General features: G+C 55.2%; 22 protein-coding genes and 1 riboswitch. Of the genes, 2 read left to right on the forward strand and 20 right to left on the reverse strand.

The genetic code is table 11. From position 1 onward, the window contains the following. Nucleotides 1-11: 11 nt before the first annotated feature. From polA to EH198_RS05865, 8 genes are all read right to left on the reverse strand, one after another. Nucleotides 12-2,669, reverse strand: coding sequence for a DNA polymerase I (gene polA, locus EH198_RS05830; protein ID WP_124694612.1), 2,658 nt, complete (start codon nucleotides 2,667-2,669; stop codon nucleotides 12-14). Nucleotides 2,670-2,852: 183 nt separating this feature from the next. Beyond that, the gene (phoU, locus tag EH198_RS05835) at nucleotides 2,853-3,512 is read right to left on the reverse strand and encodes a phosphate signaling complex protein PhoU (RefSeq protein WP_124694613.1); all 660 of its coding nucleotides are present in this window, start codon (nucleotides 3,510-3,512) and stop codon (nucleotides 2,853-2,855) included. A 75-nt stretch (nucleotides 3,513-3,587) separates the two neighbouring features. Beyond that, nucleotides 3,588-4,367 (reverse strand): phosphate ABC transporter ATP-binding protein PstB, encoded by a 780-nt coding sequence (gene pstB, locus EH198_RS05840; RefSeq protein WP_124694614.1) that lies wholly within the window; start codon nucleotides 4,365-4,367, stop codon nucleotides 3,588-3,590. Between the two features lie 77 nt (nucleotides 4,368-4,444). After that, on the reverse strand, nucleotides 4,445-5,725 hold the full coding sequence (locus tag EH198_RS05845; protein WP_185702773.1) for a methyl-accepting chemotaxis protein: 1,281 nt from the start codon (nucleotides 5,723-5,725) through the stop codon (nucleotides 4,445-4,447). A 139-nt stretch (nucleotides 5,726-5,864) separates the two neighbouring features. Beyond that, a complete protein-coding gene (locus tag EH198_RS05850; protein WP_124694616.1) occupies nucleotides 5,865-6,593 on the reverse strand; it encodes a response regulator transcription factor in 729 nt (242 codons plus the stop codon). A gap of 145 nt (nucleotides 6,594-6,738) precedes the next feature. After that, on the reverse strand, nucleotides 6,739-8,535 hold the full coding sequence (pnpS, locus tag EH198_RS05855) for a two-component system histidine kinase PnpS (RefSeq protein ID WP_124694617.1): 1,797 nt from the start codon (nucleotides 8,533-8,535) through the stop codon (nucleotides 6,739-6,741). Between the two features lie 192 nt (nucleotides 8,536-8,727). Then, on the reverse strand, nucleotides 8,728-10,329 hold the full coding sequence (locus tag EH198_RS05860) for a fumarate hydratase (RefSeq protein WP_124694618.1): 1,602 nt from the start codon (nucleotides 10,327-10,329) through the stop codon (nucleotides 8,728-8,730). A gap of 115 nt (nucleotides 10,330-10,444) precedes the next feature. Next, entirely contained in the window at nucleotides 10,445-11,731 is a 1,287-nt protein-coding gene (locus EH198_RS05865) for an amidohydrolase (RefSeq protein ID WP_124694619.1), read from the reverse strand. Nucleotides 11,732-11,862: 131 nt separating this feature from the next. On the opposite strand from EH198_RS05865, the gene EH198_RS05870 reads away from it, so the two are divergent. Further along, nucleotides 11,863-12,852, forward strand: coding sequence for a MerR family transcriptional regulator (locus EH198_RS05870; protein WP_124694620.1), 990 nt, complete (start codon nucleotides 11,863-11,865; stop codon nucleotides 12,850-12,852). A 137-nt stretch (nucleotides 12,853-12,989) separates the two neighbouring features. Here the strand turns inward: EH198_RS05870 and thiH are convergent, their stop codons facing one another. The 10 genes from thiH to citZ form a co-directional block, all read right to left on the reverse strand. Then, complete coding sequence (gene thiH, locus EH198_RS05875) at nucleotides 12,990-14,108, reverse strand: 2-iminoacetate synthase ThiH (RefSeq protein WP_124694621.1); 1,119 nt, start codon at nucleotides 14,106-14,108, stop codon at nucleotides 12,990-12,992. Nucleotides 14,109-14,123: 15 nt separating this feature from the next. Then, nucleotides 14,124-14,894 carry a thiazole synthase gene (locus EH198_RS05880; protein ID WP_124694622.1) on the reverse strand — a complete coding sequence of 257 codons (771 nt, stop codon included), beginning with the start codon at nucleotides 14,892-14,894 and terminating at the stop codon, nucleotides 14,124-14,126. A 36-nt stretch (nucleotides 14,895-14,930) separates the two neighbouring features. Continuing rightward, nucleotides 14,931-15,959 carry a ThiF family adenylyltransferase gene (locus tag EH198_RS05885; RefSeq protein WP_124694623.1) on the reverse strand — a complete coding sequence of 343 codons (1,029 nt, stop codon included), beginning with the start codon at nucleotides 15,957-15,959 and terminating at the stop codon, nucleotides 14,931-14,933. 8 nt (nucleotides 15,960-15,967) lie between these two features. Next, nucleotides 15,968-16,171 carry a sulfur carrier protein ThiS gene (gene thiS, locus EH198_RS05890; protein WP_124694624.1) on the reverse strand — a complete coding sequence of 68 codons (204 nt, stop codon included), beginning with the start codon at nucleotides 16,169-16,171 and terminating at the stop codon, nucleotides 15,968-15,970. Between the two features lie 5 nt (nucleotides 16,172-16,176). Then, entirely contained in the window at nucleotides 16,177-16,860 is a 684-nt protein-coding gene (locus EH198_RS05895; RefSeq protein ID WP_124694625.1) for a thiamine phosphate synthase, read from the reverse strand. Between the two features lie 106 nt (nucleotides 16,861-16,966). Beyond that, nucleotides 16,967-17,068, reverse strand: a riboswitch (TPP riboswitch). A gap of 140 nt (nucleotides 17,069-17,208) precedes the next feature. After that, nucleotides 17,209-18,081 (reverse strand): SDR family oxidoreductase, encoded by an 873-nt coding sequence (locus tag EH198_RS05900; protein ID WP_124694626.1) that lies wholly within the window; start codon nucleotides 18,079-18,081, stop codon nucleotides 17,209-17,211. Between the two features lie 258 nt (nucleotides 18,082-18,339). After that, the gene (locus tag EH198_RS05905; protein WP_124694627.1) at nucleotides 18,340-18,768 is read right to left on the reverse strand and encodes a hypothetical protein; all 429 of its coding nucleotides are present in this window, start codon (nucleotides 18,766-18,768) and stop codon (nucleotides 18,340-18,342) included. Nucleotides 18,769-18,904: 136 nt separating this feature from the next. Then, complete coding sequence (gene mdh, locus EH198_RS05910; protein ID WP_124694628.1) at nucleotides 18,905-19,846, reverse strand: malate dehydrogenase; 942 nt, start codon at nucleotides 19,844-19,846, stop codon at nucleotides 18,905-18,907. A gap of 14 nt (nucleotides 19,847-19,860) precedes the next feature. Continuing rightward, nucleotides 19,861-21,156, reverse strand: a complete 1,296-nt coding sequence (gene icd, locus EH198_RS05915) for an NADP-dependent isocitrate dehydrogenase (protein ID WP_124694629.1) — start codon at nucleotides 21,154-21,156, stop codon at nucleotides 19,861-19,863. Nucleotides 21,157-21,311: 155 nt separating this feature from the next. Then, nucleotides 21,312-22,424 carry a citrate synthase gene (citZ, locus tag EH198_RS05920; RefSeq protein ID WP_124694630.1) on the reverse strand — a complete coding sequence of 371 codons (1,113 nt, stop codon included), beginning with the start codon at nucleotides 22,422-22,424 and terminating at the stop codon, nucleotides 21,312-21,314. Nucleotides 22,425-22,865: 441 nt separating this feature from the next. Between citZ and ytvI the strand changes: the two genes are divergently transcribed. After that, a complete protein-coding gene (gene ytvI, locus EH198_RS05925) occupies nucleotides 22,866-23,981 on the forward strand; it encodes a sporulation integral membrane protein YtvI (RefSeq protein ID WP_124694631.1) in 1,116 nt (371 codons plus the stop codon). A 94-nt stretch (nucleotides 23,982-24,075) separates the two neighbouring features. Here ytvI and EH198_RS05930 read toward each other — a convergent pair whose 3' ends face one another. Both EH198_RS05930 and EH198_RS05935 read right to left on the reverse strand, forming a co-directional pair. Then, the gene (locus EH198_RS05930) at nucleotides 24,076-24,474 is read right to left on the reverse strand and encodes an FxsA family protein (protein WP_124694632.1); all 399 of its coding nucleotides are present in this window, start codon (nucleotides 24,472-24,474) and stop codon (nucleotides 24,076-24,078) included. Further along, nucleotides 24,471-25,004, reverse strand: coding sequence for an acyl-CoA thioesterase (locus tag EH198_RS05935; RefSeq protein ID WP_124694633.1), 534 nt, complete (start codon nucleotides 25,002-25,004; stop codon nucleotides 24,471-24,473). The genes EH198_RS05930 and EH198_RS05935 overlap by 4 nt, the downstream gene beginning before the upstream one ends. Nucleotides 25,005-25,033 lie beyond the last annotated feature (29 nt).

Here is a 25,033-nt window from a genome sequence, read left to right on the forward strand (position 1 = left end):
ACGCGGGACCTTTATTTCGCTTCATACCAGTTGCTGCCGTAACTTACCTCGGCCTTGAGCGGAACGGACAGCTTCAGCGCGCCTTCCATGACTTCGGGCACGAGCTTTTTCATCATCTCCAGCTCATTCTCCGGCACCTCGAATACCAATTCGTCATGCACCTGAAGCAGCATGCGGCTCTTCAGTTTCCGTTCGAACAGGGCCCGGTCCATATGGATCATCGCCAACTTGATAATGTCGGCCGCGGTCCCCTGAATCGGCGTATTCATCGCCGTCCGTTCTGCGAAGGAACGCAGATTGAAGTTGCTCGCATTGATCTCCGGCAGATAACGGCGGCGTTCAAGCAGCGTGGTGACATAGCCCGCTTTGCGCGCTTCCCGGACAATTTCGTCCATATAGCGGCGCACACCCTGGAACACCTCGAAATACTGCTCGATGAACCTTCCGGCTTCCTTCCGCGTAATATTCAGGTTCTGGGAAAGGCCGTAATCGCTGATGCCGTATACAATTCCGAAATTCACCGCTTTGGCGGAGCGCCGCATGTTGCCGTCGACCGCTTCGGCAGGCACGCCGAATACGTCCATGGCCGTCTTGGTATGAATATCCATATCATGCAAAAAGGCTTCCTTCAGCCTTGCGTCATCCGAAATATGCGCGAGCACCCGCAGCTCGATCTGCGAATAGTCGGCCGCCAGGATCGACCAGCCCGGCTCGGAGGGCACAAATACTTTGCGGATTTTGCGGCCTTCCTCCAGCCGGATTGGAATGTTCTGCAGATTCGGGAACTGGCTGCTCAGTCGTCCGGTCGCCGCGATCGTCTGACGGTAGAAGGTGTGCACTTTGCCCGTGGACGGGGCAATTTCCTTCAGAAGCCCTTCCACGTAGGTCGACTGCAGCTTCGCAAGCGTGCGGTACTGTAAAATATTGCGCACAATTTCATGGTAAGGCTCCAGCTTCTCCAGCACCTCGGCATCGGTGGAATAGCCGGTCTTCGTCTTCTTGATGACGGGCAGGCCCAGCTTATCGAACAAAATCTCCCCAAGCTGCTTCGTGGAGTTCAGATTGAATTCCGTACCCGCGATTTCGTAGATCTGTTCTACCAGACCCGAGATCGTGCGCTCGAATTCTCGGCCCAGTTCCCTCAGGCCGTCCGTATTTACGCAGATGCCCTGCTTCTCCATATCGGCCAAAATGCGCGAAAGCGGCATTTCCAGATCATGAAACAGCCCAGACATCGCTGTATCGCTCAAATCCTGCTCCTGCTTCGGCACCAGATCAAGCACAGCTGCGCTCTTGGCGGCGACATGCGCGCCCAGAATATCCAACTCCGGCACTTTGTATTTGGCCCCCTTGCCAAACACCTCTTCGTCCGGTGCAAGGCGCGGCAGGCCGTATTTGGCGACAAGGTCGCTGAGGTTCTGGTTGGCCTCGGTCGGGTCGAGCAGATAAGCGGCCAGCTGCACATCATGCGCCGCTCCGGCGAAGGAAATGCCCTGCCAGTGCAGCGCCAAATCGACGCGATGCAGGTCGTAGCCGTTCTTCGGCGCATGCTCGTCGGCCAGCCAGGAACGCAAGCCCTCGGCACCGCCGCTCTTCAGCAGCTCAAAGGGCACGAAATAATGCCGCTCCGGCGTTGAAAGCGCCAGGCCGATCACCTCGGCGCGGTGCGGGTTCTCGCCGTTCGTCTCGACATGCAGCGCTTTAATCTCAGGAAGCGCAGTCGCAACCTCTTCAAGGTCCGCTTCGCCCGCAATGACGATGTCAAGGTCCACCGCTTCAGAGAAAGACTCTTCGCTCACAGGAGCGCTTCCGCTTAAGGACAGCCGCTCCAGCAGCGACTTGAACTCCAGTTTCGCCAGCGCGGGGCCGGCAGTGTCGCTCTTCAGGCCGTGAAAAGCCATGTCCTCCCACGAATGAGTCAGCGGAACCTCGCGGTAAATAGTTGCCAGCTTCTTGCTCATGACGGCGTCGTCGGCATGCGCCTCCAGCTTTTCCTTCATTTTGCCCTTCAGCTCGCCCGTACCCGCAATCACGTCTTCCACCGATCCGAACTGGTGCAGCAGCTTGAGCGCGGTCTTCTCGCCGACACCCGGCACGCCGGGAATGTTGTCGCTCGCATCGCCCATCAGGCCCTTGAGGTCGATAATCTGCTGCGGCGTCAAGTCGTATTTTTCACGAATTTGCTCCGGTCCGTACAGCTCGATATCGGTGACGCCTTTGCGGATCAGCGCAATGGTCGTATGCTCGGACGCCAGCTGCAGCATGTCTTTGTCCCCTGATACGATCATCACCTGACGCCCCGCCTCGTCCGCCTGACGGGAGATGCTGCCGATGATGTCGTCCGCTTCATAATTCTCGATCTCAAACTGCGGCACGCCGAGATCGCGCAGCAGGTCTTTCAGCAGAGGGAACTGCTCCGAAAGCTCGGGCGGGGTCTTCTGCCGTCCGCCTTTGTACTCCTGGTATCCCTCATGCCTGAAGGTAATCTTCCCCGCGTCGAACGCGACGATCAGATGACTCGGCTTGTGCTCCTCGATGAGACGCAGCAGCATTGTAGTGAAGCCGTATACGGCATTCGTCTGCTGCCCCGCCGTATTGGTCAGCGGAGGCATGGCGAAGAATGCGCGGTAAATGACATTATTTCCATCTATAAGAATCAGCTTGTCCATTATGCACCTCGTCTTCAATTGCTTATCCTTTACATCTTACCACATGGCAATAGTCCCACAAAGTGCAGCATTCGCATCAAAGAGATATAAAAAGAAGAAAGCGCCCCCGCCGCCTGACGGCAGCGCTGCGCTTTCTTGTAAGATATAGTTCAGTGCCCTCCGGGGCTGCTTACGGGTTGCTTCCTACCGGTTCAAATCTGGACGCTTGCCCGTCACCAGATAGACTACGCTTTCACCAATATTGGTCGCATGGTCGGCGATCCGCTCAATGTACCGACCCACCAGCGTCAACAGCATCGCCTGAGAGACCGCGTCAGGCTTCTTAATCATGTAGGAGTACAGCTCGTTGATCATAGCGCTGTACAAATGATCGACCTGATCGTCATCCAGCGCCATTTTGTGCGCCAGATCCGTGTTCTCGTCCAGATAGGCGGTAATCGCTTCTGTCGTCATGAGCTTTACGATTTCCGCCATCCGCGGAATGTCCACCAGCGGCTTGATCAGCTCCTGACCCTGAATTCGCAGAGTCACCTTCGCCACGTCCAGCGCCAGATCTCCCATCCGCTCAAGATCGCTCGATATTTTGAATGCGACGATTATTCTGCGCAAATCCTTGGCTACCGGCTGCTGTGTAATGATGAGACGCGAGCCGATGTCCATAATCTTTTCTTCCATTGCATTGAGGCGGACGTCAGCCGCTACGATTTCCTGCGCCCGAGTCGTATCGTGCTGCTGCAGAGAAAGCACGGCGCCTTCCAGCGCGTCTATTACATGCTCACCCATTTCACGCAGCAAGCTGCGCAGTTCTTCAAGGTTTTTGTCAAATTCCAGTCTTCGAATCATAAGTAATGGGTTCCTCCTCGAATCTATAGGTCTTCCGCATAGACTAACAACCGTTTCCCTTGAGGAAACAGCATGTTAGCCGAATCTGCCGGAAATATAATCTTCGGTGCGCGAATCTTTCGGATTCGAGAATAACTGTTCCGTGTCCTCCGACTCGACAATTACGCCGTTCAGAAAGAACACCGTCTGGTTCGATACTCTCGCCGCCTGGTGCATATTGTGCGTCACCATGACGATCGTATACCGGTCCCGCAGTTCTTGGACAAGCTCTTCGATCTTCTGCGTTGAAACAGGGTCAAGAGCGGAAGTCGCTTCATCCATCAGCAGGATGTCGGGTTGTACGGCAAGCGCTCTGGCAATGCAGAGCCGCTGCTGCTGTCCGCCGGAAAGGCTCAGCGCGGATTTCTTGAGGAAGTCCTTAACTTCGTCCCACAAAGCCGACTGCCGCAGACTTTGCTCCACCAGTTCATCGAGCTCCGCTTTTGGAGGGCTGCCGTGCAAACGGGGGCCGTAAGCTACATTATCGTAAATCGATTTTGGAAAAGGATTCGGCTGCTGAAAAACCATTCCTACCCGTTTGCGCAGGCTTTCCACCTCGATGCCGCCTCCGTAGATATCCGTGCCGCCAATCAGGACCTTGCCTTCGATCCGGGTTCCAGGAATCATATCGTTCATACGGTTCAAGGTGCGCAACAGCGTTGATTTCCCACAGCCGGATGGCCCGATGAACGCAGTAACCGCCTTCTCCGGGATCTGCAAATCCATGCTTTTGAGCGCATGAAAGGATTCGTAGTAGAGATCCAGCTTTTCTATGTCAATGATGGTCTTCTTTTCTATGTCAACGGTGGACTTCATTATATGTGTTTGTCTCCTTCTCATCACTCTTCGGTACAATCATAAGCTCCGATTGTAAATGCCGGTCCAGAGAAATGTTAACGCTCTGTAAAATCACTCATCGCTTGCAGTCTGCTCTTGACCTCCAAGGCCCGGTCCACACTCTGCCGCGCCAACCGGCAGGCTGTCTCATCTGCCTGCTCCACGGTGGAAACCGCGGATTTAAGGCTTGAGAAGAGTTTCTTAGCAGCCGCTACTTCCTCTGCACTGCCGCTAATATCGCCGGTAGCGGCTCCGGTCAGCTCCGCCGTGCGGGCGGCCAAATTACCAATTCTTCCAAGCAGTGAAGAAATGCTTGCCGTCAGCCGACGGGTATGATGGGCCAGCGAGCGGACCTCGCCCGCGACGACCTGAAACCCCTGTCCGTGTACACCGGCATGCGCGGCTTCAATGGAGGCGTTCAGCGCAAGCAGCTCGCTGGTCCCGGCAATCCCGCCGATCTCTTCCGTAAGGGAAGCGATCCCTGATACATTTTGGAGCAGCTCCTCAACCTGGCTCCGCTGCTCGGCCATCCGATCTTCCACCCGCAGATACGAGTTATGTACATGGTCCAGTTTTCCTGACCCAGCTGTGATCCACTGCTCCATCCGGCTGCATTCCGCTCGAGCCGTTTCGGCAGCAGATGCCGCTTCCTGCAGCACCGATTCCATTTCGCCGACATGAACACAGCTTCCTTCCACGGCAAGCCGCCGCTCCTGCTCCGCCCGATCCTGGAGTCTTCCGGAAAGCACCATTAGATCCCTTACGGTCAGAACCCCTTTGAGCCTTCCATCCTCCGTTACCATTACGCAGTCGTAGAATCGATCTTCCGTTCGCTGCAAAGCCCGTCCGATCAGTACAGATGGCGAGGCCTTGCAGTCCACCATAAGAGCTTCCTTATCCGCAAAACGGGATGCTGGATGAGCATAAAACAATTCGGCCGCGAACCTGCCCGATAGTTTGCGGTGAAAAGCGTCACGCATCAGAAGGCCGGCAGGACTTCCCTCCCCGTCCTTGACGACAAGACATGGAGCAGTCGGGTTATCGCGAAATACCGCAAGCGCCTCAAAGCAGCCGAGTTGCTGTTCGATTTCCGGAACGGAGAGGCAATAATCCGTAAGCGAAATGGCCGAGGATTGGCCTGACGGTACATCCTTTTCACTGAATGACACGGTTTCTGTCTGCGCCGCCTCTCTTTTTTTCCGCGACACATGATCATTTTGCCCGATTTCCTTTCGTCTTAGCAAAATGTTGTCTTTTGCCGCCTGACCGGTTTCTCTATCTGCTTCCGAACCGCCGACCCTGTCCAAGTTCTCCTCAACCGAAATGAGTAACTGCACACACATACCTCCCGCATTACCTTAATGCTCTTAGCGTATCAATTGATTGTCATGGCAATATTTACTTGCCGTTAAGCAAATGTCAATGTAGGTCGCCGGAACTATAGTTAAGGCTGAAAAAAAGAACCCCGGGTCCTGGTTAAGCGACCGGAGTTCTCTGTTTGTTGACGACCAGCTTGTAGCCGACACCACGGATGGAGTCGATATGGACCGATTCGGGGTCCAGTTCCAGCTTCTTGCGCAGCGAACTGACATGCACATCGACCGTGCGCTGTCCGCCGATGTAATCGAATCCCCACACGGCGTTCATCAAATCGTCTCTTGTCAACACGACGCCAGGCTTGCGGGCCAAATATAGCAGCACTTCGAATTCTTTGGGACGCAGATTGATACTCTGGCCACCCAAGGTAACCTCGTATCGTTCAGGGTAAATTTCCAGTTGCCCCAAAATAATGGTGGAACCTGCCGTCCCCGTACTAACCGGGGCTTCTTCCGTTGCACCGGAGATGCGCCGGAGCACGGCGCTGACTCTAGCGAGCAGTTCGGATACACCGAAAGGCTTCGTCATGTAATCATCGGCTCCAGATTTCAAACCGCGAACCACATCTTCTTCTGTGTTCTTGGCCGTCAGGACGATGATGGGCGTCCGTATACCCTGGCCGCGCAGTTTGTCCAATATGTCGATTCCGTTCATTCCCGGCAGCATGAGATCCAACACAATCAGGTCAAAATGCTCCTTGACCGCCCGGTCATATCCCGCCGTTCCATGATCCTCATGAGCCACCTCGTAGCCTTCCTGCGCCAGATTGTACGACAGCAGCCTGGCCAATGTCGGTTCGTCTTCGATGACAAGCAATCGTTGTGCCATATGTTCCCCCGTCCTCGTAGTTTTTGACAAGCCTATCGTATCACCAGAATGTTAACCCAGTGTAAAAGATTTACGTAAAGCTCTCAAATTCACTTCTGTCTTACCTTCACGCTTCGCAAAACAAGGCGAATAATCTCATTTTAAATCAAATTACATCATCCTGCAAAAGCGGCAGCTCCAGAATAAACGTGCTTCCGATGCCAAGATCACTTTCCACGGAAATGGCGCCGCGGTGCAGCTCCACCAGATGCTTGACGATCGACAGCCCGAGACCGGTGCCGCCCGAGCTTCGCGATCTCGCCTTGTCCACCCGGTAAAACCGTTCGAATATACGCGGCAAATCCTTGCGCGGAATGCCCATGCCGGTATCGGTAACGGTGAATATGACCGTTTCCTCACCGTCTTTTTTCTGCCGGTTCACAGCCCTTACCTTTACGCTGCCGCCTTCATGCGTATAGTTGATCGCATTGGAGAGCAGATTGAGGAAAATTTGCCGAAGCTTGTCCTCGTCACCTTCTATAAAGAGCTCCTCCGGCACCTCCGCGCTCAGGCTGATGCTCTTTTTCTCGGCCACCTTGCTCATCGTTTCCAGCAGCGAATCGAAGAAGGAAGACAGATGGACCGGAGACCATTCGAGATGGACCCGTTTGGACTCGATTTTGGACAACTCCAGAATGTCGCCGATCAGGCGGTTAAGCCGCTCGTTCTCATCATATATGATTTGTAAAAAAGAGTTCGCCGTCTTCTCGTCCTTCACTCCGCCTCCAAGCAAGGTTTCCGCGAACCCCTTGACCGCCGCGACCGGCGTCTTGAGTTCATGCGAGACATTGGCGACGAACTCGCTGCGCATTCTTTCCAGCCTCCGGATTTCCGTCACTTCCTGAAGCAGGAACAGCATTCCCTGGTAGGTCCCGTCCTGCGTCATCGGTACGCCGTCAAGACGCACAATACGCTCGCCGGAGTTGTAGAAGTTCCGTTCCTCATGAACAGGCTCCCTTCGGGACAGTCCTTCTTCAAGAATCCGGGTCAGCTCGTAGTGGCGCTTCAGTTCCCGGAAGGAACGGCCGACCATATCGTCTGCCCTTACATCCAGCATCTTCTCCGCAGCCTTGTTGAGCAGAGCGATTCTCCCTTCCGCATCCACCAGCAAAATGCCGCCGGTTATGTTGTCCAGCACGCTCTGCAGCAGATTCTCGTTATCTCGTATCGTTCTGAGCTGGGTCTGCAGGCTGTCGGCCATCAAGTTGATCGCATTCGCCAGTTGGCCTATTTCATCCTTTCTCTTCAGTGGAACCCGGGCGTCGTAATCGAGATCGGTAATCCGGCGGGCGACCCTTGTAATCTGTTCCAGCGGAGAAGTCAGACTGAAAGCGACGCGATAGCTGACAAAAGCGGCCGCGATGAACAGCAGCACAAGTCCGCCGGCCATAATGATCCAGGCACGGTTCAGTCCTTCTTCAACCGCGTCGAGGCCCATGGACAGACGGATGTATCCGTCGAAGCCGCCGTTTCCGGACAATACCTTCTTGGCAACATACAGCATATTCCGGTTCAGCGTATCGCTGTAGCGGATCGCCCGGCCGATGCCGTTCTTGGCCGCCATAATTTCTTCCTCGCGCCCCAGGTGGTTGTCCATCAGCTGCGGATTTTTCTCAGAATCACCGATGACTCTGCCGTCTTTTGTAATAAAAGTTATCCTTGAATGCGTAAGCTTTGCGATGCTGTGAGCCTGCCTGGTGTAGTAATTATACGCGTCGCTGCCGCTCATATCGCGGAATTCCATCGTGCCCGACAGAAGATTTATTTCCCGGGACATGTTATCCTCAAGCGCGGCGATATGGGATTCCTTGAACAGATGCGCCATTGTAAAGCCCGCTCCGATCATGGAAATGCCGATTAAAGCCATTAGTATAAACGTTAGACGGACTCGAAACGGTCTCATACGGCACTTGCCTCTTTCTTCATTGAATTGGATGGATATCTTCTTATCGTAGCCCGATTCTATTAAAAATACCAGCGCATGAATGTAAAGGGAATGTAAAAAAAGAAGCGCATGACGGTATACGTCTGCACTCCGTGATAAATTATTGGGATGAAACCAATTTTTGGGGCTGGATGGGCAAGGTTACTGCACTCACTTAAATACCGCCTCGCGGAACTGAGCCAGCTTTCCGGCGGATTCCCTCTCAACATCGGCATGCAGGCTGTTGCCGTGGGAATCCATCGTCACAATAGCCGCAAAGCCTTCCACCGTCAGATGCCACATCGCCTCTGGGATGCCGAACTCCATAAAGTCGACGCCGTTCACTTTCTTGATGCATTTGGCGTAATACTGGGCCGCTCCGCCGATCGCATTCAGATAGACGCCGCCGTGCTCATGAAGCGCCTGAAGCGTCTTCGCTCCCATTCCACCCTTGCCAATGACGGCCCGGATGCCGAATTTCTTGATGATGTCGCCTTGGTACGGCTCTTCGCGAATGCTCGTCGTCGGACCGGCCGCCTTCACATGCCAGCCTTCCTCGTCTTTTAACATAACGGGTCCGCAGTGGTAAATGACCGCCCCGTTCAGATCGACCGGAGACTCATGGTCGATTAGATGCTTATGCAGAGCGTCACGCCCGGTGTGCATCTCGCCCGACAAGATGACCACATCGCCGACGCGCAAGGCCCGGATGTCCTCCTCGCTGATCGGCACCGTCAGCCGGATTTCGCGCGGCCCGCTCCCGGTTGCCGCATCTTCGGCAACCGCAGTTCCGGCCGCCGCGCCGGAGCCGCTAGCGTGGTCCACATTCGCAGCCACGGGCGTATCCGCTTCGTCCTCTCCCACGGAAATGCCGAAGCCCCGCTCATACAACCATTCCCGGATCCCGCCGCTGCCAGCGTCGATCAGCACGCCTTGGCGGCGGAACGCCCAGCAGTTATAGGCAACGGAGACGAAAAAACTTGCAGGAAGGCGGTTCATCACCCCGACTTTGCAGCCGAGCAAAGTTACCTCTCCCCCGAAGCCCATGGTGCCGATTCCTAGCTTATTGGCATTCTCCATAATATAATCTTCCAATTCCCGCAGTTCCTCGATCGGATTAATGTCATCCACCTTGCGGAAAAGCTGTTTCTTGGCAAGCTCGTATCCGGATGCCCGGTCGCCGCCGATCCCCACCCCGATAAAGCCCGCGCTGCATCCCTGCCCCTGAGCCTGATAGACGGCATGAAGAATGCACTTGCGGATGCCGTCAAGGTCGCGTCCCGCTTTGCCCAGTCCTTCAAGCTCGGCGGGAAGGCTGTACTGGATGTTCTTGTTCTCGCAGCCGCCTCCTTTAAGAATGAGCCGCACCTCGACATGTTCTTCTTCCCACTGCTCGAAATGAATCACCGGCGTACCCTCACCGAGATTGTCGCCGCTATTCCCTCCGGTCAGCGAATCGACGGAATTTGGCCGTAGCTTGCCGTCCCGGGTCGCCCTTGCGATCGCCCCGAAGATATGCCGCTTGATTTGGAGCTGGTTCACGCCTACCGGCGTATGTATGAAGAACGTTGGCATTCCCGTATCCTGGCAAATGGGCGAGACCTGCAGCTCGGCCATGCCGATATTGTGCGCGATCGTCGTCAGCGCCAGTCCCGAGCGGGTGGCCTTGTCTTCAAGACTCCGCCCCGCAGCGACCGCCCGGCGGACGTCCCCCGGCAAATTGGTGGAGGTTTCTACGATTAGATCATATATGCTGTCCTCAAAGCGCTGCATCTTCATCAAGCTCCTTTCAGTCCCGGTAATCTCCTGTTTACTTTCATTCGTTACCTATCATATCATATCGGCGCCAGCCTAAAAGGGTTTGCTTTAAATTCAAAGCTTTATCCGGTTATATCCCCTCCACTATCCGTTTGGCCCGCACGGCGGCTTCATGCAGCAGCCGTTCCTCGTCAATCGTAAGCAGGCAGCGATTCCGCATCAAAATGCGGCCGTTAACGATGGTCGTATCGACATCCGCTCCAACCGCGCTGTATGCAAGGAGAGAGGCTGCATGATGAACAGGCTGCAAATGCGGCTTGCCCAGATCAATGAGAATCAGGTCGGCTTTGGCACCAGTCTTCAGCATTCCCGTCTTACCTTGCAGGTTCAGCAGCTTCGCGCTCTCCTCCGTCGCCATCCGCAGCGCTTGGATAGCAGGCAGGAGTGCCGGATCGCCGTAATCCGCCTTTTGCAGCCAGGCCGCCGCCCTGATCTCCTGAAACATATCAAGCGTCGTGGCGCTGCCCGCTCCGTCCGTGCCAAGCCCGACTGTAATGCCCGCCTCTCTCATCTCCGTCACCGGCGCAATGCCGCAGCCGAGCTTCAGATTGCTCACCGGGTTGTGGGAGACGCCGCCGCGCATGCCTCGCAGAAGCCCCACGTCCCGGCGGTTCAGATGAACGGCGTGAGCCAGCAGCACATGGCATTGTTCAAACAGGCCGTTATGGTAAAGGTACTGCGCGGGAGTCATCCCGTATCTCTCCCGGATCATCGCCACCTCTTCCTTCGTTTCAGCCAAGTGGATATGCACCGGAATATCTTCCGCTTCCGCAAGGGCGATAATTTCCCTCAGCGGCTCCGGCGGACACAGATACGGCGAATGCGGGCCTAGCATCGCCGTAATTCTGCCGTCGGCCGCGCCATCCCACCGCCGGATCAAATCCAGCGCCTCGTTCATCCTTTTTCCACCATCGTCTTCGTTAAACACAAGTCCCCGGGTCAAAGCGGCCCGCATCCCCGTCTCCTGCACCGCCCGCGCAATCTCGTCCATATGAATGTACATATCGGCAAAAGCCGTCGTCCCCGAGCGGATCATTTCGGCCATGGACAGCTGCGCGCCCCAGTAGATATCTTCCGGCGTCATCCGCGCCTCGGCGGGCAGCATTTTCCGCTCCAGCCAGTCCATCAGCTTCAAATCGTCCGAGAAGCCTCTGAGCAGGCTCATCGGCGTATGCTGGTGCGCATTAATCAGGCCGGGCATCGCCAGCATGCCTCCTCCCTCTATTTTCTCACCGTGTTCTGCGGTCAGTTCCGTCCCGATTGCAGCGATATTGTCGCCTTCGATCAAAATATCCCCTCTAACCGGCTCTTCCTGCACCATATCCATAATCCATACATTTTTGATCAATATACTCATTTCCCTGCGCCCCCCTCTTCGTATGAATGACTCATGACCGAAGGATAAACCTTTCCGCAAGGAGAAGGTCAAGAGCGGCTGTTCTTTTTTTGATATGATAAAGAAAGTTCAGTTAATCGAAAGGATAACCTATGAAGATCAAAGAAATTTCGGAGAAATTGGGCCTGTCGGCCAGGGCCATCCGCTTTTATGAAGAAAAAGGGCTGATCGCTCCCTCGAAAGGAGACAATCAGTACCGCGAGTTCAGCGAGCAGGAGGTGTGGCGGCTCCAGACTGTTATTGCTTTACGGGAGGCAGGCATGAGTGTCGAGGATATCCGCAGGGCACTGCAGGAGTGGGAAGGTCGGGATCACGAGCGGCTTCAGTACTACCTGGAGCTTCAAAGGTCCGCGCTGTTCGCCAAATGGCTGGAAATCAAGAGCATGATCGAGACGGCCGATTCAATGATTGAAATGGTTAAAAAAGAGCGCTCGCTTCAGCTGGACGATCTGTACGCGCTGGCCGAAGCTTCACGCAAACTGCGGGGCAGCCGCAATTGGGAAGATAAATGGAACTATGACCGCAGGGCCGTCCTCCATGACCGGAATGTCCGCAGCGCCGCCGAGTATGAAGGCTATGAAGAGGCTCTGGAACTGGCTGTAGAGTGGCTGGCGCCGGCACCCGGGGAAAAAGGACTCGATATCGGCACGGGAACCGGCAATCTGGCCGGAAAATTGATGGAGCGCGGCGCAGACATGACGGGAGTCGACCAGTCAAAGGAAATGCTGAAGCAGTGCGGGCTGAAATATCCGAAGCTTAAGACCAAGCTCGGCAATTTTCTAGCACTGCCGTTTATAGATGAAAAATTTGACTTTGCCGTATCCAGCTTCGCCTTTCATCATCTTGCCGGGGAGCAGCAGCCGCTTGCCGCCAAGGAAATGCGCCGGGTGCTAAAGCCGCACGGACGAATCTGCATTGCCGACCTGATGCTCGCCGATGGTGACCATGCCCCGCTGCCGGAAGAAGACGGCTATCCGTCTCTTTCCAGCCTGCTGGCCTGGTTCGAAGACAACGGCTATATTACGAAGCACCGGCGCATCAAAGGGCGGCTGCATCTCGTATTTGCGGTGCCGATCCGCTGAATCACCCGATAAAACGGGCTCTGTCATCGATGTCCGGCGGCGAGCCTGTGCTCCTTGCGGGGAATCCCGTGTTTACATTGCAAAAAGCCAACCTTGCCCCTAGGGAAAGGTTGGCTTGAATTCGCTGGTTCCGACTGTCAACGAACGGAGCTTTCAGCAAGGATATCCCAATCCTTGAACACCGGCTGAAGCCCGTTCCGGTACAGCATGTCCCTAATTTCAGGCACGCTGCGGCTGTCCGAAATTTCAAACTGCGGAGTTCCGCCGTCTCCCGTATGCCCGCCTACCTCGGTAGAAACGCCTGCCGACATTTTGGTGACCCCCAAATGGACAAGATGGTCGCGGAACTCGGCGGGTTCTCTTGTGGACAAGGTAATTCCGGAACGGGGCAGGAACAGCCGGTATGCCAGAATGATCTGCACCAGCGCCCGATCGGTTACGTCCGATTCGGGGTTGAAGCTGCCCAGATAAGGGCGGAACCTCGGAGGAGACAGGCTGATTTCGCATCCGGGATAACGATCCTGAAGATACCGAGCATGCATCGCGGCCATGAAGGCTTCCTGCCGCCAGTCATGCAAGCCGAGCAGGGCGCCGATGTTGACGGAACGGAAGCCCGCCTGGCAGCCGCGCTCCGGAGCGTCAAGACGGGCACGGAAGTTCCGCTTCGGTCCTTTGACATGAAGCTTGGCATACATCTCCTGGTGGTATACCTCCTGGAACAAGGTCAATCCGTCCACACCCGCATCGGCCAGCTCTTGGTATTCCTCCGCGGACAGCGGATTGACCTCGATGCTGATGGAGGAGAAGTACTTGCGGAGAACCTTCACGCAATCTTTAACGTAACCGACCGGCGAATCCCGGCGCGATTCTCCCGTCAGCAGCAGGATATGGCGAAGACCGGTAGAGGCAATCGCCGCCGCTTCCTTTTCTACTTCTTCCAGCGTCAGTTTTTTGCGCGGAAAATCATAAATGGAACTGAAGCTGCAGTACGTACAGTGATTGACGCAATAATCGGCTACATACATCGGCGTAAACAGCTGCACGACATGACCGAAATGAGAACGGGTGATACGCTGCGCCTTCTGAGCCATTTCCTCCAAATGCGGTCCAGCGGCAGGTGACAGCAGGGCAAGCAGATCTTCCTCGTCCAGCTTCTCCTTGGCCAGCGCCCGCCTTACATCCTCCGCCCTATACCCCTTCCACAACTCCTTAAAGGGTAAACGCTCCAGAGTCATCAGCGATTCATAGAAGCTCATTGCTCTCCCCCCCTTCTATACATTCAGAAATCCGGTCAAAGGCGAAGAAGCTTCCGCCTCCTGCCGAACTGCTCCCAGCCCGGCCAGATAAGCCTGCCGTCCGGCGGCAACCGCCCCGCGGAAGGCTTCCGCCATGCCCAGCGGATCGCGGGCGGTGGCAATTGCCGTATTCAGCAGCACGGCTGCCGCGCCCATCTCCATCGCTTCCGCCGCCTCCGACGGCCGCCCGATCCCGGCATCCACAATAATCGGCAAGCCGGTCTCTTCAATCAGGATGCCGATCAGTTCTTTCGTCCGCAGGCCCCGGTTGCTTCCGATGGGCGCTCCCAGCGGCATCACCGCCGCTGCGCCCGCGTCTCTCAGACGGAGCGCAGCAGACAGGTCCGGGCTCATGTAGGGAAGGACGACAAAGCCTTCGGCAGCCAGAATTTCCGTGGCACGGATCGTCTCCAGGTTGTCCGGAAGCAAATACCGCTGATCGTTTATGACTTCAATCTTGACCCAGTTCCCCATTCCCGCCGCTCTGGCCAGCCGGGCGATGCGCACGGCTTCTTCCGCGGTCCGCGCGCCGGAAGTATTGGGCAGCAGAGTCATGTGCGGCGGTATATGATTCAGAACATTCTCCTCCCGCGACGAGGGATCGACTCTCCGAAGAGCTACCGTGATCACTTCGGAGCCGGAGGCTGCGACCACCTCCGGAATAAGCGTATTGCGGCTATATTTGCCGGTTCCGATAAACAGCCGGCTGGACAGGGCCTTGCCCCCGATATGTAAAGCATCCTTCATAATCTTTAATCCTCCCCTATTCATAATATTGAGCGGTCAGCCAAAATAACGGTGATAGATCGAACGGGCTTCGGCGGGATCTCCCGTTCCGTGGATGAGCACCCGTCCATCGGGAAAGACCGCCAGACGGTGCTTCTCCAGCGTCAAAGACAGCATATAGGGATTGCGCTCCGCCCGGCCGTGAGCTGAAAGCCGCCTCTCCCACTCCTCCAAATCCAGTCTTGCCGGACTTGCCGGGCGAATCTGCACCGTATCCCGGCCGCAGAGCACAGTCGTTCTGGAATGGCTCCCCGGCGATAAATACGGATAGGTGCGGTTGGAGCCGCAGGATGGACAATCCGCACGCTTCAGCCTGGACGTATCCATCGACGAGTGGCGGTTGGTCCACAGATCGAAGGAGACCAGCGTTCCGCGCAGCGCGCTCACGTTCCCCGACAGCCATTTCAGCGCCTCAGCTGTCTGATAGGCGGCTGTCATTTGTACGGCGGGACCGATAATGCCCGCCGTATCGCATGTATCCCCTCCAGTTGGAAGCCCATCCAGCAGACAGTGAAGGCAAGCGCTCTGTCCCGGCACAATCGTCATTGAAATCCCGTAGCTGCCGGTACAGGCGCCATAGATCCAGGGAATGCCGTCCCTCACGGCAATATCGTTCACAATCATCCTTACCTCGAAATTGTCCGCCGCGTCCAGAATAAGATCCACGTCCCGGGTATAGAGACCGATTTCCTCCGCTGTAATATCCGCAACGATCCCTTCCACCTCTACAGAAGAGTTGACGCTGCGAAGCCTGCGCGCAGCCGCCACCGCCTTGGGCATCCTCTCGGCCGCATCCTGCTCGCTGTAGAGATTTTGACGCTGCAGGTTGCTCCACTCCACATAATCCCGGTCGATTAGGGTCACCCTGCCGACGCCCGACCGCACCATCGTCTCCGCACATGCGGAGCCAAGCGCGCCTGCGCCTATGATCAGCACCTTCGCTTCCGCAAGCTTCTTCTGGCCTTCGGCTCCGATTCCATAAAATCGCTCCTGCCTGCTGTATCTGTCCTGCCCGGCGGAAATCATCTTTCGCCTCAGCCTCCTCCCACAAAATGCACAAGCTCGACACGGTCCCCGTCGGCAAGCGTAACATGCCCGTAATCTTCCTTGCCAACGATTGCGCCGTTCAGTTCAACGATCATCCGCCGTTCCTTCCATTCGGGACGGCTCAGCAGATCCGCAAGCGTACCGCAAGCTTCACCAAGCCTGGTCTCGTTTCCGTTGATATACAGCTTCATTGCCTTCACCTCCTTTCAAGCCGGGCCGCTCGAACCGCGTCGCGGTAAGCCTTTGCCGCAGCCACCGGATCGGCTGCGCCGCAGATGCCCGACAGCACGGCAATGCCCGCAGCGCCGCTGCGGATGACCTGCCCCGCGTTTCCCGGCTCAATGCCGCCGATCGCGATGACCGGAACCGGACAGGCCCGGACGGTTTCCGCGAGTCCGCTTAGGCCCCGTCCGGGCAGACCCGGCTTGCTGGCCGTGGCGTACACATGCCCATAGAGGCAGTAGTCCGCCCCATCATCCGCGGCTGCGGCCGCTTCCGCCGCGGAATGGACGGAGCGGCCAATGCGCAGCTCTGGGGCAAGCGGCCGGGCCGCAGCGGGAGGAAGGCTGTGCCCCGCAAGCTGGACGCCGCCGGCGCCGGAAGCCAGCGCGACATCCAGCCGGTCGTTCACGACTATTTTGTCAAGCGGTACACCACGGCGGCACATCTCCTTCACTGATTCGAACAGCTCATTTGCAGTACACGATTTCTCGCGCAAATAAATATAATCCACCAATGAATGGACAGCCTCGGCGATGAGCACAAAGTTGTCTAACAACGTCCCGCCGCCGGAAATAAGATGTATCTCGGGATCGGTGTTCTTGAAGCCCGTAGCAGCGGGCGGCTGGTTAACGGAATCTTTTGCCGGATGTACAGCCATCTTCTCCTCCTCTACTTCATTAAAATGGCACCAAAAAAGCCGCCCTCCCGAAGGAAAGCGGCCGGAAACTGCAGATAGGATCGAACCTTGATGAGGTCCGGATGCAGATATTCACTCTCCACTTCCCTACGCTGGTACAAACCAGATCAGGTTCAAAGGGTCCGAACCACGCGTTCGTCTCAGCCTTGCGGCACCCCTAGTGTCAATCGCTATGCAGTTATGAATCTTTTAAAGCATAACATAATCTTCCTTTCCATCATACCCCTTGCGTGAAAAAAGCCCCAGGTCCGCATTCACGAACCGGGAGCTTTGTGTCGCTGACGTCATTTGGATTAACGGCGTTACCTGTTAACCGTTCACGATTTCGCCGCCATTGACATGCATAACCTGGCCGGTTACATACGTCGAATCGTCGGAAGCCAGATACACATAAGCCGGAGCCAGCTCTTCCGGTTGGCCCGGACGCTTCATCGGCTGGGTGGCGCCGAACTCGCTGACCTTTTTCTCGTCAAAGGTGGATGGAATGAGCGGTGTCCAGATCGGACCCGGCGCGACCGCGTTGACGCGAATGCCTTGTTCGGCCAGATTCATGGCCAGCGAACGGGTGAAGGCGAGAATAGCCCCTTTGGTGGACGAATAGTCCAGCAGCTGAGGGTTTCCTCTGTACGCCGTAATCGAAGTCGTATTGACGATGGTAGAGCCTTTTTTCAAATGAGGCATTGCCGCTTTCGTCAAATAAAACATAGAGAAAATATTCGTGCGGAACGTCCGCTCAAGCTGCTCCGAAGTGATATTCTCGATCTTCTCCTGCGGATGCTGCTCCGCCGCATTGTTGATCAGGATGTCCAGCTTGCCCAGACCCTCCACCGTTTTGTTGATGAGGTCCTGGCAGAAGGCTTCAACGCCAATATCGCCGGAGATGAGAACGCATTTGCGTCCTTCCTGCTCGACCTGGCGCTTCGTTTCCTCCGCGTCGGTGTGCTCGTTCAGATAGGAAATGACCACATCGGCCCCTTCCTTGGCAAAAGCCACGGCAACCGCGCGACCGATACCGCTGTCTCCGCCTGTAATCAAGGCCGCTTTGCCAAGCAGCTTGCCTGCCGCTTTGTATGTCGCCGGTTCATATTTAGGCCGCGGCGTCATTTCCGATTCCAATCCGGGTTGACGGTCCTGATGCTGCGGCGGCAATGTCTTCTGGGTTTGTTGACTGCTATCGCTCATCTTTCATTCTCCTCTCGAAAGTTTGTAAAAGCTCAGACTTTCCTTAGGATGTCTTAGGGATGTGCAATTATTCGTTCCCTCTTACGATATTTAAATTAACCAATTGCCGGAAGCTCAAACAGGAGCAGGCTCAGCAAAGAGCGGTCAGCTTTGAAGCTTGCTCAGATGTTCTGCGGAGAACCCCGATGCTGAATGCCGCAAAACAAAAAAACCGCCTCCGGCGGAGGCGGTTGAAGATGGGACAGCCGTGTGTACGGCTTAAATAATCTCATTAAATACCATAAAGAATAGTGTAGCCAGCAAGCTTACTGCCAGCAGCGCGCTCAGTGTGCGGATTTTGCCGATTTCACTGGAGACGTCGCGGCTCTGCTTCATGCCGGAGGCCGCCAAACGCAGCGGCTTGCTCATAATGCCGCCCAAGGCAAACATCGCGAGCAGCAGCAGCGCAACGATAATCATCCACGGCACCGAATATTCGTCTTTGGTCATCATGTAACCGCCGGTAAGCAGTTGGATAACAAGTCCATATTGGGCAAAACGGTTAAACCCGCTGATTGCACTCAGCGTTCCCTCCTTGGCTGCGGGAGAAAGCTTCTCCATCCGGCCGAGAATGAAAGGCAGCACCAGATAGAACCCCAATGCCAGCATGCCGATCATATGTAAGAACATCAAAACATGCCAATCCATAGCGCATTCCTCCCGATAAATCTATGATATAAGTTACATTCGTAAATATTATAACCAATTGCCGCCGCTTCTCAAAAGAAAATCCCCATTTTATCGAAAATAAAATGGGGATACCGTTCATACTTTTGTCAATTAGTCACACATTCACTACCGCCGTTACATTTCTTACAGACTCCGCCGATTTATCCAGAGCCGCTTTTTCCTCGCTTGTCAGGTCCAGTTCAAACACTTTCTCAATACCCCCGGCGCCGAGCAGCGTCGGAACACCCATGAACACATTGCTGTAGCCGTATTCGCCTTCCAAATAGGCAATTACGGGCAAAATCCGTTTCTTGTCCTTCAGAATAGCCTCGGTCATCTGAACCAGAGAAGCCGCCGGCGCATAATAAGCGCTGCCGTTTCCAAGGAGTTCAACAATCTCTCCGCCGCCGTGGCGAGTACGCTCCACAATCGCTTTGATTCGGTCCGCCGGAATCAACGTTTCAATCGGAATCCCGCCGACGCTGGAATACCGTACGAGCGGAACCATGTCGTCTCCGTGTCCTCCAAGTACGACGCCGCGCACATCTTCAAACGAGACGTTGAGTTCCTGGGCGATGAAGGTACAGTACCTTGCCGTATCGAGCACACCGGACTGGCCGATTACACGGTTCTTCGGAAAGCCAAGCGCATGGTAGGCCACATAAGTCATAGCGTCAACCGGATTGCTGAGGATGATGACGATGGACTCCGGAGCAACGCGTTTGATATTTTCGCATACCGATTTGATGATGCCGGCATTGGTATTGACCAGATCGTCACGGCTCATGCCCGGCTTGCGGGCCACACCGGCCGTAATAATCACGATATCTGAATCAGCGGCGTCATCATAATTCGCTGTGCCGAGAATCTGACTGTCGAATCTGATGACCGGACCCGCTTCCAGCATATCAAGCGCCTTGCCTTTGGTCGGATTTTCAAGCTGGGGAATATCAAGCAGAACCACATTACCCAATTCATTCTGAGCAAGCATTAGCGCCGTGTTGGCGCCGGTCATGCCGGCGCCCACGACTGTAATCTTGTAACGTTTGATGGCCAATGTGATTGTCCTCCCTACATGTGTTTGATTACTTCATCAGCAAATTCAGAACACTTTAGCTCGGTGGCTCCTTCCATCAGACGAGCAAAATCGTAGGTAACTGTTTTGTTGTTGATTGCGGTCTCCATGCCATTGTAGATCAGATCGGCAGCTTCCTGCCAGCCCAAATGCTCCAGCATCATCACGCCGGACAGAATAACGGAACCCGGATTAACGACATCCTTGTCCGCGTATTTCGGTGCCGTACCATGAGTCGCTTCAAAGATGGCATGTCCGGTCAAGTAGTTGATGTTCGCACCCGGAGCGATGCCGATTCCGCCGATTTGCGCCGCCAGGGCGTCGGACAGATAGTCGCCGTTAAGGTTTAGGGTGGCAATGACGTCAAAGTCCGTCGGACGCGTCAGCACCTGCTGCAGAGCGATGTCGGCGATGGCGTCCTTGATAATGATTTTGCCATCCTGCTCCGCTTGCTTCTGGGCAGCGTTCGCCGCATCGGCGCCTTCGGCCTCCTTGATGACATCGTACTGGTTCCAGGTGAACACCTTGTCGCCGAACTCCTGCTCAGCCACCTCGTAACCCCAGTTCTTGAACGCGCCTTCGGTGAATTTCATGATGTTGCCTTTATGCACAAGAGTAACGCTTTTGCGTCCGTGCTTGACCGCATATTCCACCGCAGCGCGCACGAGACGCTTCGAGCCTTCGGAAGAAACAGGCTTGATGCCGATGCCCGACGTTTCCGGGAAGCGGATTTTGTTTACTCCCATCTCTTTTTGCAGGAACTCAATCACTTTCTTGACCTGCTCCGAGCCCTCTTGATATTCAATGCCGGCGTAAATATCTTCCGTGTTCTCGCGGAAAATGACCATATCGACCTGTTCCGGCCGCTTTACCGGGGAAGGCACGCCGTCAAAATACCGAACCGGGCGCAAGCAGACGTACAAATCCAGTTCCTGCCGCAGCGCTACGTTAAGAGAACGGATGCCTCCGCCGATCGGAGTCGTCAGCGGTCCTTTGATCGCCACGATGTATTCGCGGATCGCTTCGAGCGTATCGTTCGGAAGCCACTCCCCATATGTATTGAATGCTTTCTCTCCGGCAAACACCTCGTACCAGGCAATGCGCTTGGAACCGCCGTAAGCCTTGTCTACCGCCGCGTCCAGCACCCGTTTGGAGGCTTTCCAAATGTCGCGTCCCGTTCCGTCACCTTCGATAAAAGGGATAATCGGATGATCCGGGACCTGCAGCTTTCCGTTGTCAATTGTAATTTGTTCGCCCTCTGTCGGCAGATCATATTTTTCGAGTTTTAGCATTAGTGTGTAATTCCTCCTTAAAAGTTGGTGTGCGGCATACGCTTCCGCCAGTCTGCTGCTGCGAACCGGCTTTAAGAAGCGTATGCCCTTTCAGTGGCTAATCCTTTGCTGACGGGCGCCCTTCTTCCCGCATACAGGCGCGCCAAAAAGACTGCTTATCTTTCGGTGACCGGAACGTATTTTTGCTCCACAAGACCCGTGTATTCCGCGCGCGGACGGATAATGCGGTTGTCTTCATACTGCTCAAGAATGTGAGCGGTCCATCCCGATACCCGGCTGATGGCGAAGATCGGCGTAAACAGCTCGCGGTCTATGCCTAATTGAGTATACACGGAGGCGGAGTAAAAATCGACATTCGGCTTGAGTCCTTTCTGTCCGGTTATCAGTTCTTCGATCTTCACGGACATGTCGTACAGCTTCGTATCGCCCTTCATCGCGCCCAGCTCGCGCGACATTTTCATCAGATGCTTCGCGCGCGGATCGCCGTTCTTGTACACGCGGTGCCCGAAGCCCATAATCTTCTCCCTGCGCGCCAGCTTGCCGCGGATATAAGGCTCAACATTCTCGAAGCTGCCGATTTCCTCCAGCATTCTCATCACGGCTTCATTCGCCCCGCCATGCAGCGGGCCTTTAAGCGCGCCGATCGCCGAAGTGACGCCGGAGTATATGTCGGACAGCGTTGCAACCGTTACCCTTCCGGCAAAGGTCGAAGCGTTAAGCTCATGGTCGGCATGCAGCACGAGCCCCGTGTCCAGCGCCTTGACCGAAACCATATCGGGCTGCTCACCCCGGAGCATGTATAAAAAGTTCTCGGCGATGGAGAAGCCCGGCTTCGGAGCGATCGGCTCAAGCCCTTGGCGGATGCGCGCCAGTGCCGCCACAATCGTCGGAATCTGCGCCTGCAGCTTTACTGCTTTGATCTCGTTGGCGCTTCGGCTCATATCGTCCGCAGCCTCGTCGTACAGCGCCAGACCCGATACGGCGGATCTCAGGGCCGCCATCGTATTGGCATCCTTCGGATACAGCTTCATCTGCGCGATCAGCGGCTCCGGAATGGCAGCGAAATCGCTCAGATCGCGCTTGAGTTTCTCCAGTTCTGCCGTGGCCGGCAGATTGCCGAACCAGAGCAAAAAGGCAGTCTCTTCGAAGCTGGCATGTTCTGCAAGATCGTCGATATCATAGCCGCGATAGGTGAGCACGCCGTCCACAATCGAGCTGATCGAAGAAGTAGTCGCAACGATGCCTTCCAGTCCTTTGATAACTGTCATATATAATCTCTCCTTTTGCCAACAGGGTTTTAGAAGTGGGTTCCGTGAAAACATTTACAATTTGAAGTATTCAAAAAATGAATAATTATGCATCCCACCGATTACTGTATCCGATGAAGATTTTAGGAAAGCAAAGGTGAACCTCTATTCATCATACTTGAAATTGTCGGTTACGTGAACTAAGTGAAAGCTTTACAGCGCATCAAATGATTTTATCGGAGATATAGAAAAATACTTCTTTGCCGGGCGTTTCATCATGACGTTTTCCGTTTAGGGGGATGAAAAATGGGATGTTTTCTCTGTTAGAGGAATATACATTAGTGCAGGATTAGACGAGCATTGCAGCATCAGACGAGCTCTCCGCCGAGACGCCCCTTTTGCATAATGCCTAATTAAAAAAAGTAGATTCTGCTGGAAACCCGGGTAGAAAGGAGAATCGGCATGGACCGGCTGATGTTAAAAAGAGTGCTGCGGGGCCTATGGGTCGTTCTGGCTGTATTTCTTGTTCTGTTCTGTCTCTATGTACTGGTTCCGCTCCTTTACCCGCTGTGCCTCGCTTGGCTGCTTGCTTACAGCATACGTCCGGTCGTAGAGCTTCTGAAGGGATTTCGGCTGCCGTCATGGCTTGCGGTGATTCTCTCGCTTGTGCTTTATATGGGCTCCGCCGGCCTTGTGCTTACCGCTCTCGTTACCCGGCTGGTCAAAGAACTTGCCGTTCTTGCCCAAGCCTTCAACCTTCACTCAGCCCAGTGGCATGAATTGCTCTTGTCCTGGAGCCGCAATGACAGGCTTCAATATATAATTAACCAAATCAATCAATTTTACAACAGCAATCCGGATTATCATTCCACAATCGACAGCCATATCAGCAAAACGACAGAAACTATCGGGCTGGCCGTAACCCAGCTCGTTACCGGCGTCTTCAACCTGATTCTGAAAATGATTGCTTCTCTGCCTTCGCTCGGTACGGTGCTGATTGTCGTCGTTCTTGCCGCCTTTTTTCTTGCTACCGGATGGGAGAAGCGGGGGCGTATGCTGTCGGATTGGCTGCCGGACGGAATCCGCAGCGCCGCAGCGGAGATCTGGAGCGATTTGCGGAGGGCGCTCTTCGGTTATCTGCTTGCGCAGCTTGTCCTGATCTCGATTACGGGGGCCATCGTCATCCTCGGCCTGCTTATTCTGGGGGTCAAGTCGGCGTTCGTTCTAGGTCTGATGATCGGCCTTGTCGATCTGCTGCCCTATCTCGGCGTCGGCATTGTGATGATTCCCTGGGCGCTGTATTCCTACATGACGGGTGATATGTCCCTCGGCATCGGCCTGTCTGTGCTGTATGCGGTCATTCTCATAACCCGCCAGGTGCTGGAGCCAAAGGTGCTGGCCAGCAGCATCGGCCTCGACCCTCTCGCCATGCTGATCGGCATGTTCGCCGGCCTGAAGCTGCTCGGCGCGGCCGGCCTCATTCTCGGCCCGGTCGCTCTCGTCGTGTTCAGCGCCTTTTGGCGGGCGGGCGTCTTCCGCAGCCTGCAGTCTTATATCCTCAGCGGCAGGCTGCATTAAGATAACGGGCGGAGACAACGGTAAAAAGAGCGACGGCCGCATGATTATCACACGGCTGTCGCTCTTTTTAGCCAGAGGCTTGCTAACCGGACAATTACCTCTTGTAATAGGTAAACGTGCCGTTCTTCATCTTTTTCTCGATCCACTTCAGCAGAACTCCCCGGTACAGCGGCCGGGTCAAGGGAAAAACAAGGGTGAAACCGATAATGTCCGTGATAAAGCCCGGAATAATCAGCATCAGTCCTCCAAAAAAAATGCATAATCCGTCCAGCATCGTCCGGCCGGGAATCCGGCCTTCCTGCATCTGCTGCCTGCTGTCCTGCAGCACCTTTCCGCCCTCGAACCGCATCATCAAAAGGCCAATAAGCGAAGTCGAGATCAGCAGCAGCAGCGTCTTGGACACTCCGAACCAGGACGACACCAGAATAAAGCCGAACAGTTCTATGGCAGGAATAATAAATAACGCGGCCCACAGCCCGTTTCTTTTAATCATATCGTCCCCCTTTCTTCCCTCAGCGCGTTCAATATTCCGCCGTAAATTTCGGGCAGCGCCCTGTCCAGCCGCACGGGTTTAAACTCCCGGTTGACCCAGGCATGGCCGGTAAAACCCGATACCAGCAATTCACCGTCTGCCGAGGATTTGAAGCCTTGGGGGAAGGAGTCCGATTCCGGTCCGTTCAAGCCGCTTCCGGCTGCCCCCGGCCCTGCCACACGGCGCACCTCGTATTCAAAAACCAACCGGAGCGGAGTAAACGACGTCATGCGGGTATAGACGGTAACGGTATCGTCGTACTTCGCAGATCGTTTGAACTTCAGCTCCGCCGAGAGAACGGGAAGCAGCAGCCCGCTGTTCTCCAGATCAAGATAGGTGAAGCCGAGTCCGCGCAGCATTTCGGTCCGTCCGATTTCAAACCAGATCAAATAATTGGAATGGTATACCACGCCCATCTGGTCGCTCTCCTGATAGCGGACCCGAAACGATGCGGCATGCCAGTGTCCTGACAGAAAATCTTGAGTTTCCATGCGTGATCCCCCCTTAAATAAGCATGGCC

It is taken from the genome of Paenibacillus rhizophilus, from assembly GCF_003854965.1.
Lineage (GTDB): Bacteria > Bacillota > Bacilli > Paenibacillales > Paenibacillaceae > Paenibacillus_AQ > Paenibacillus_AQ rhizophilus.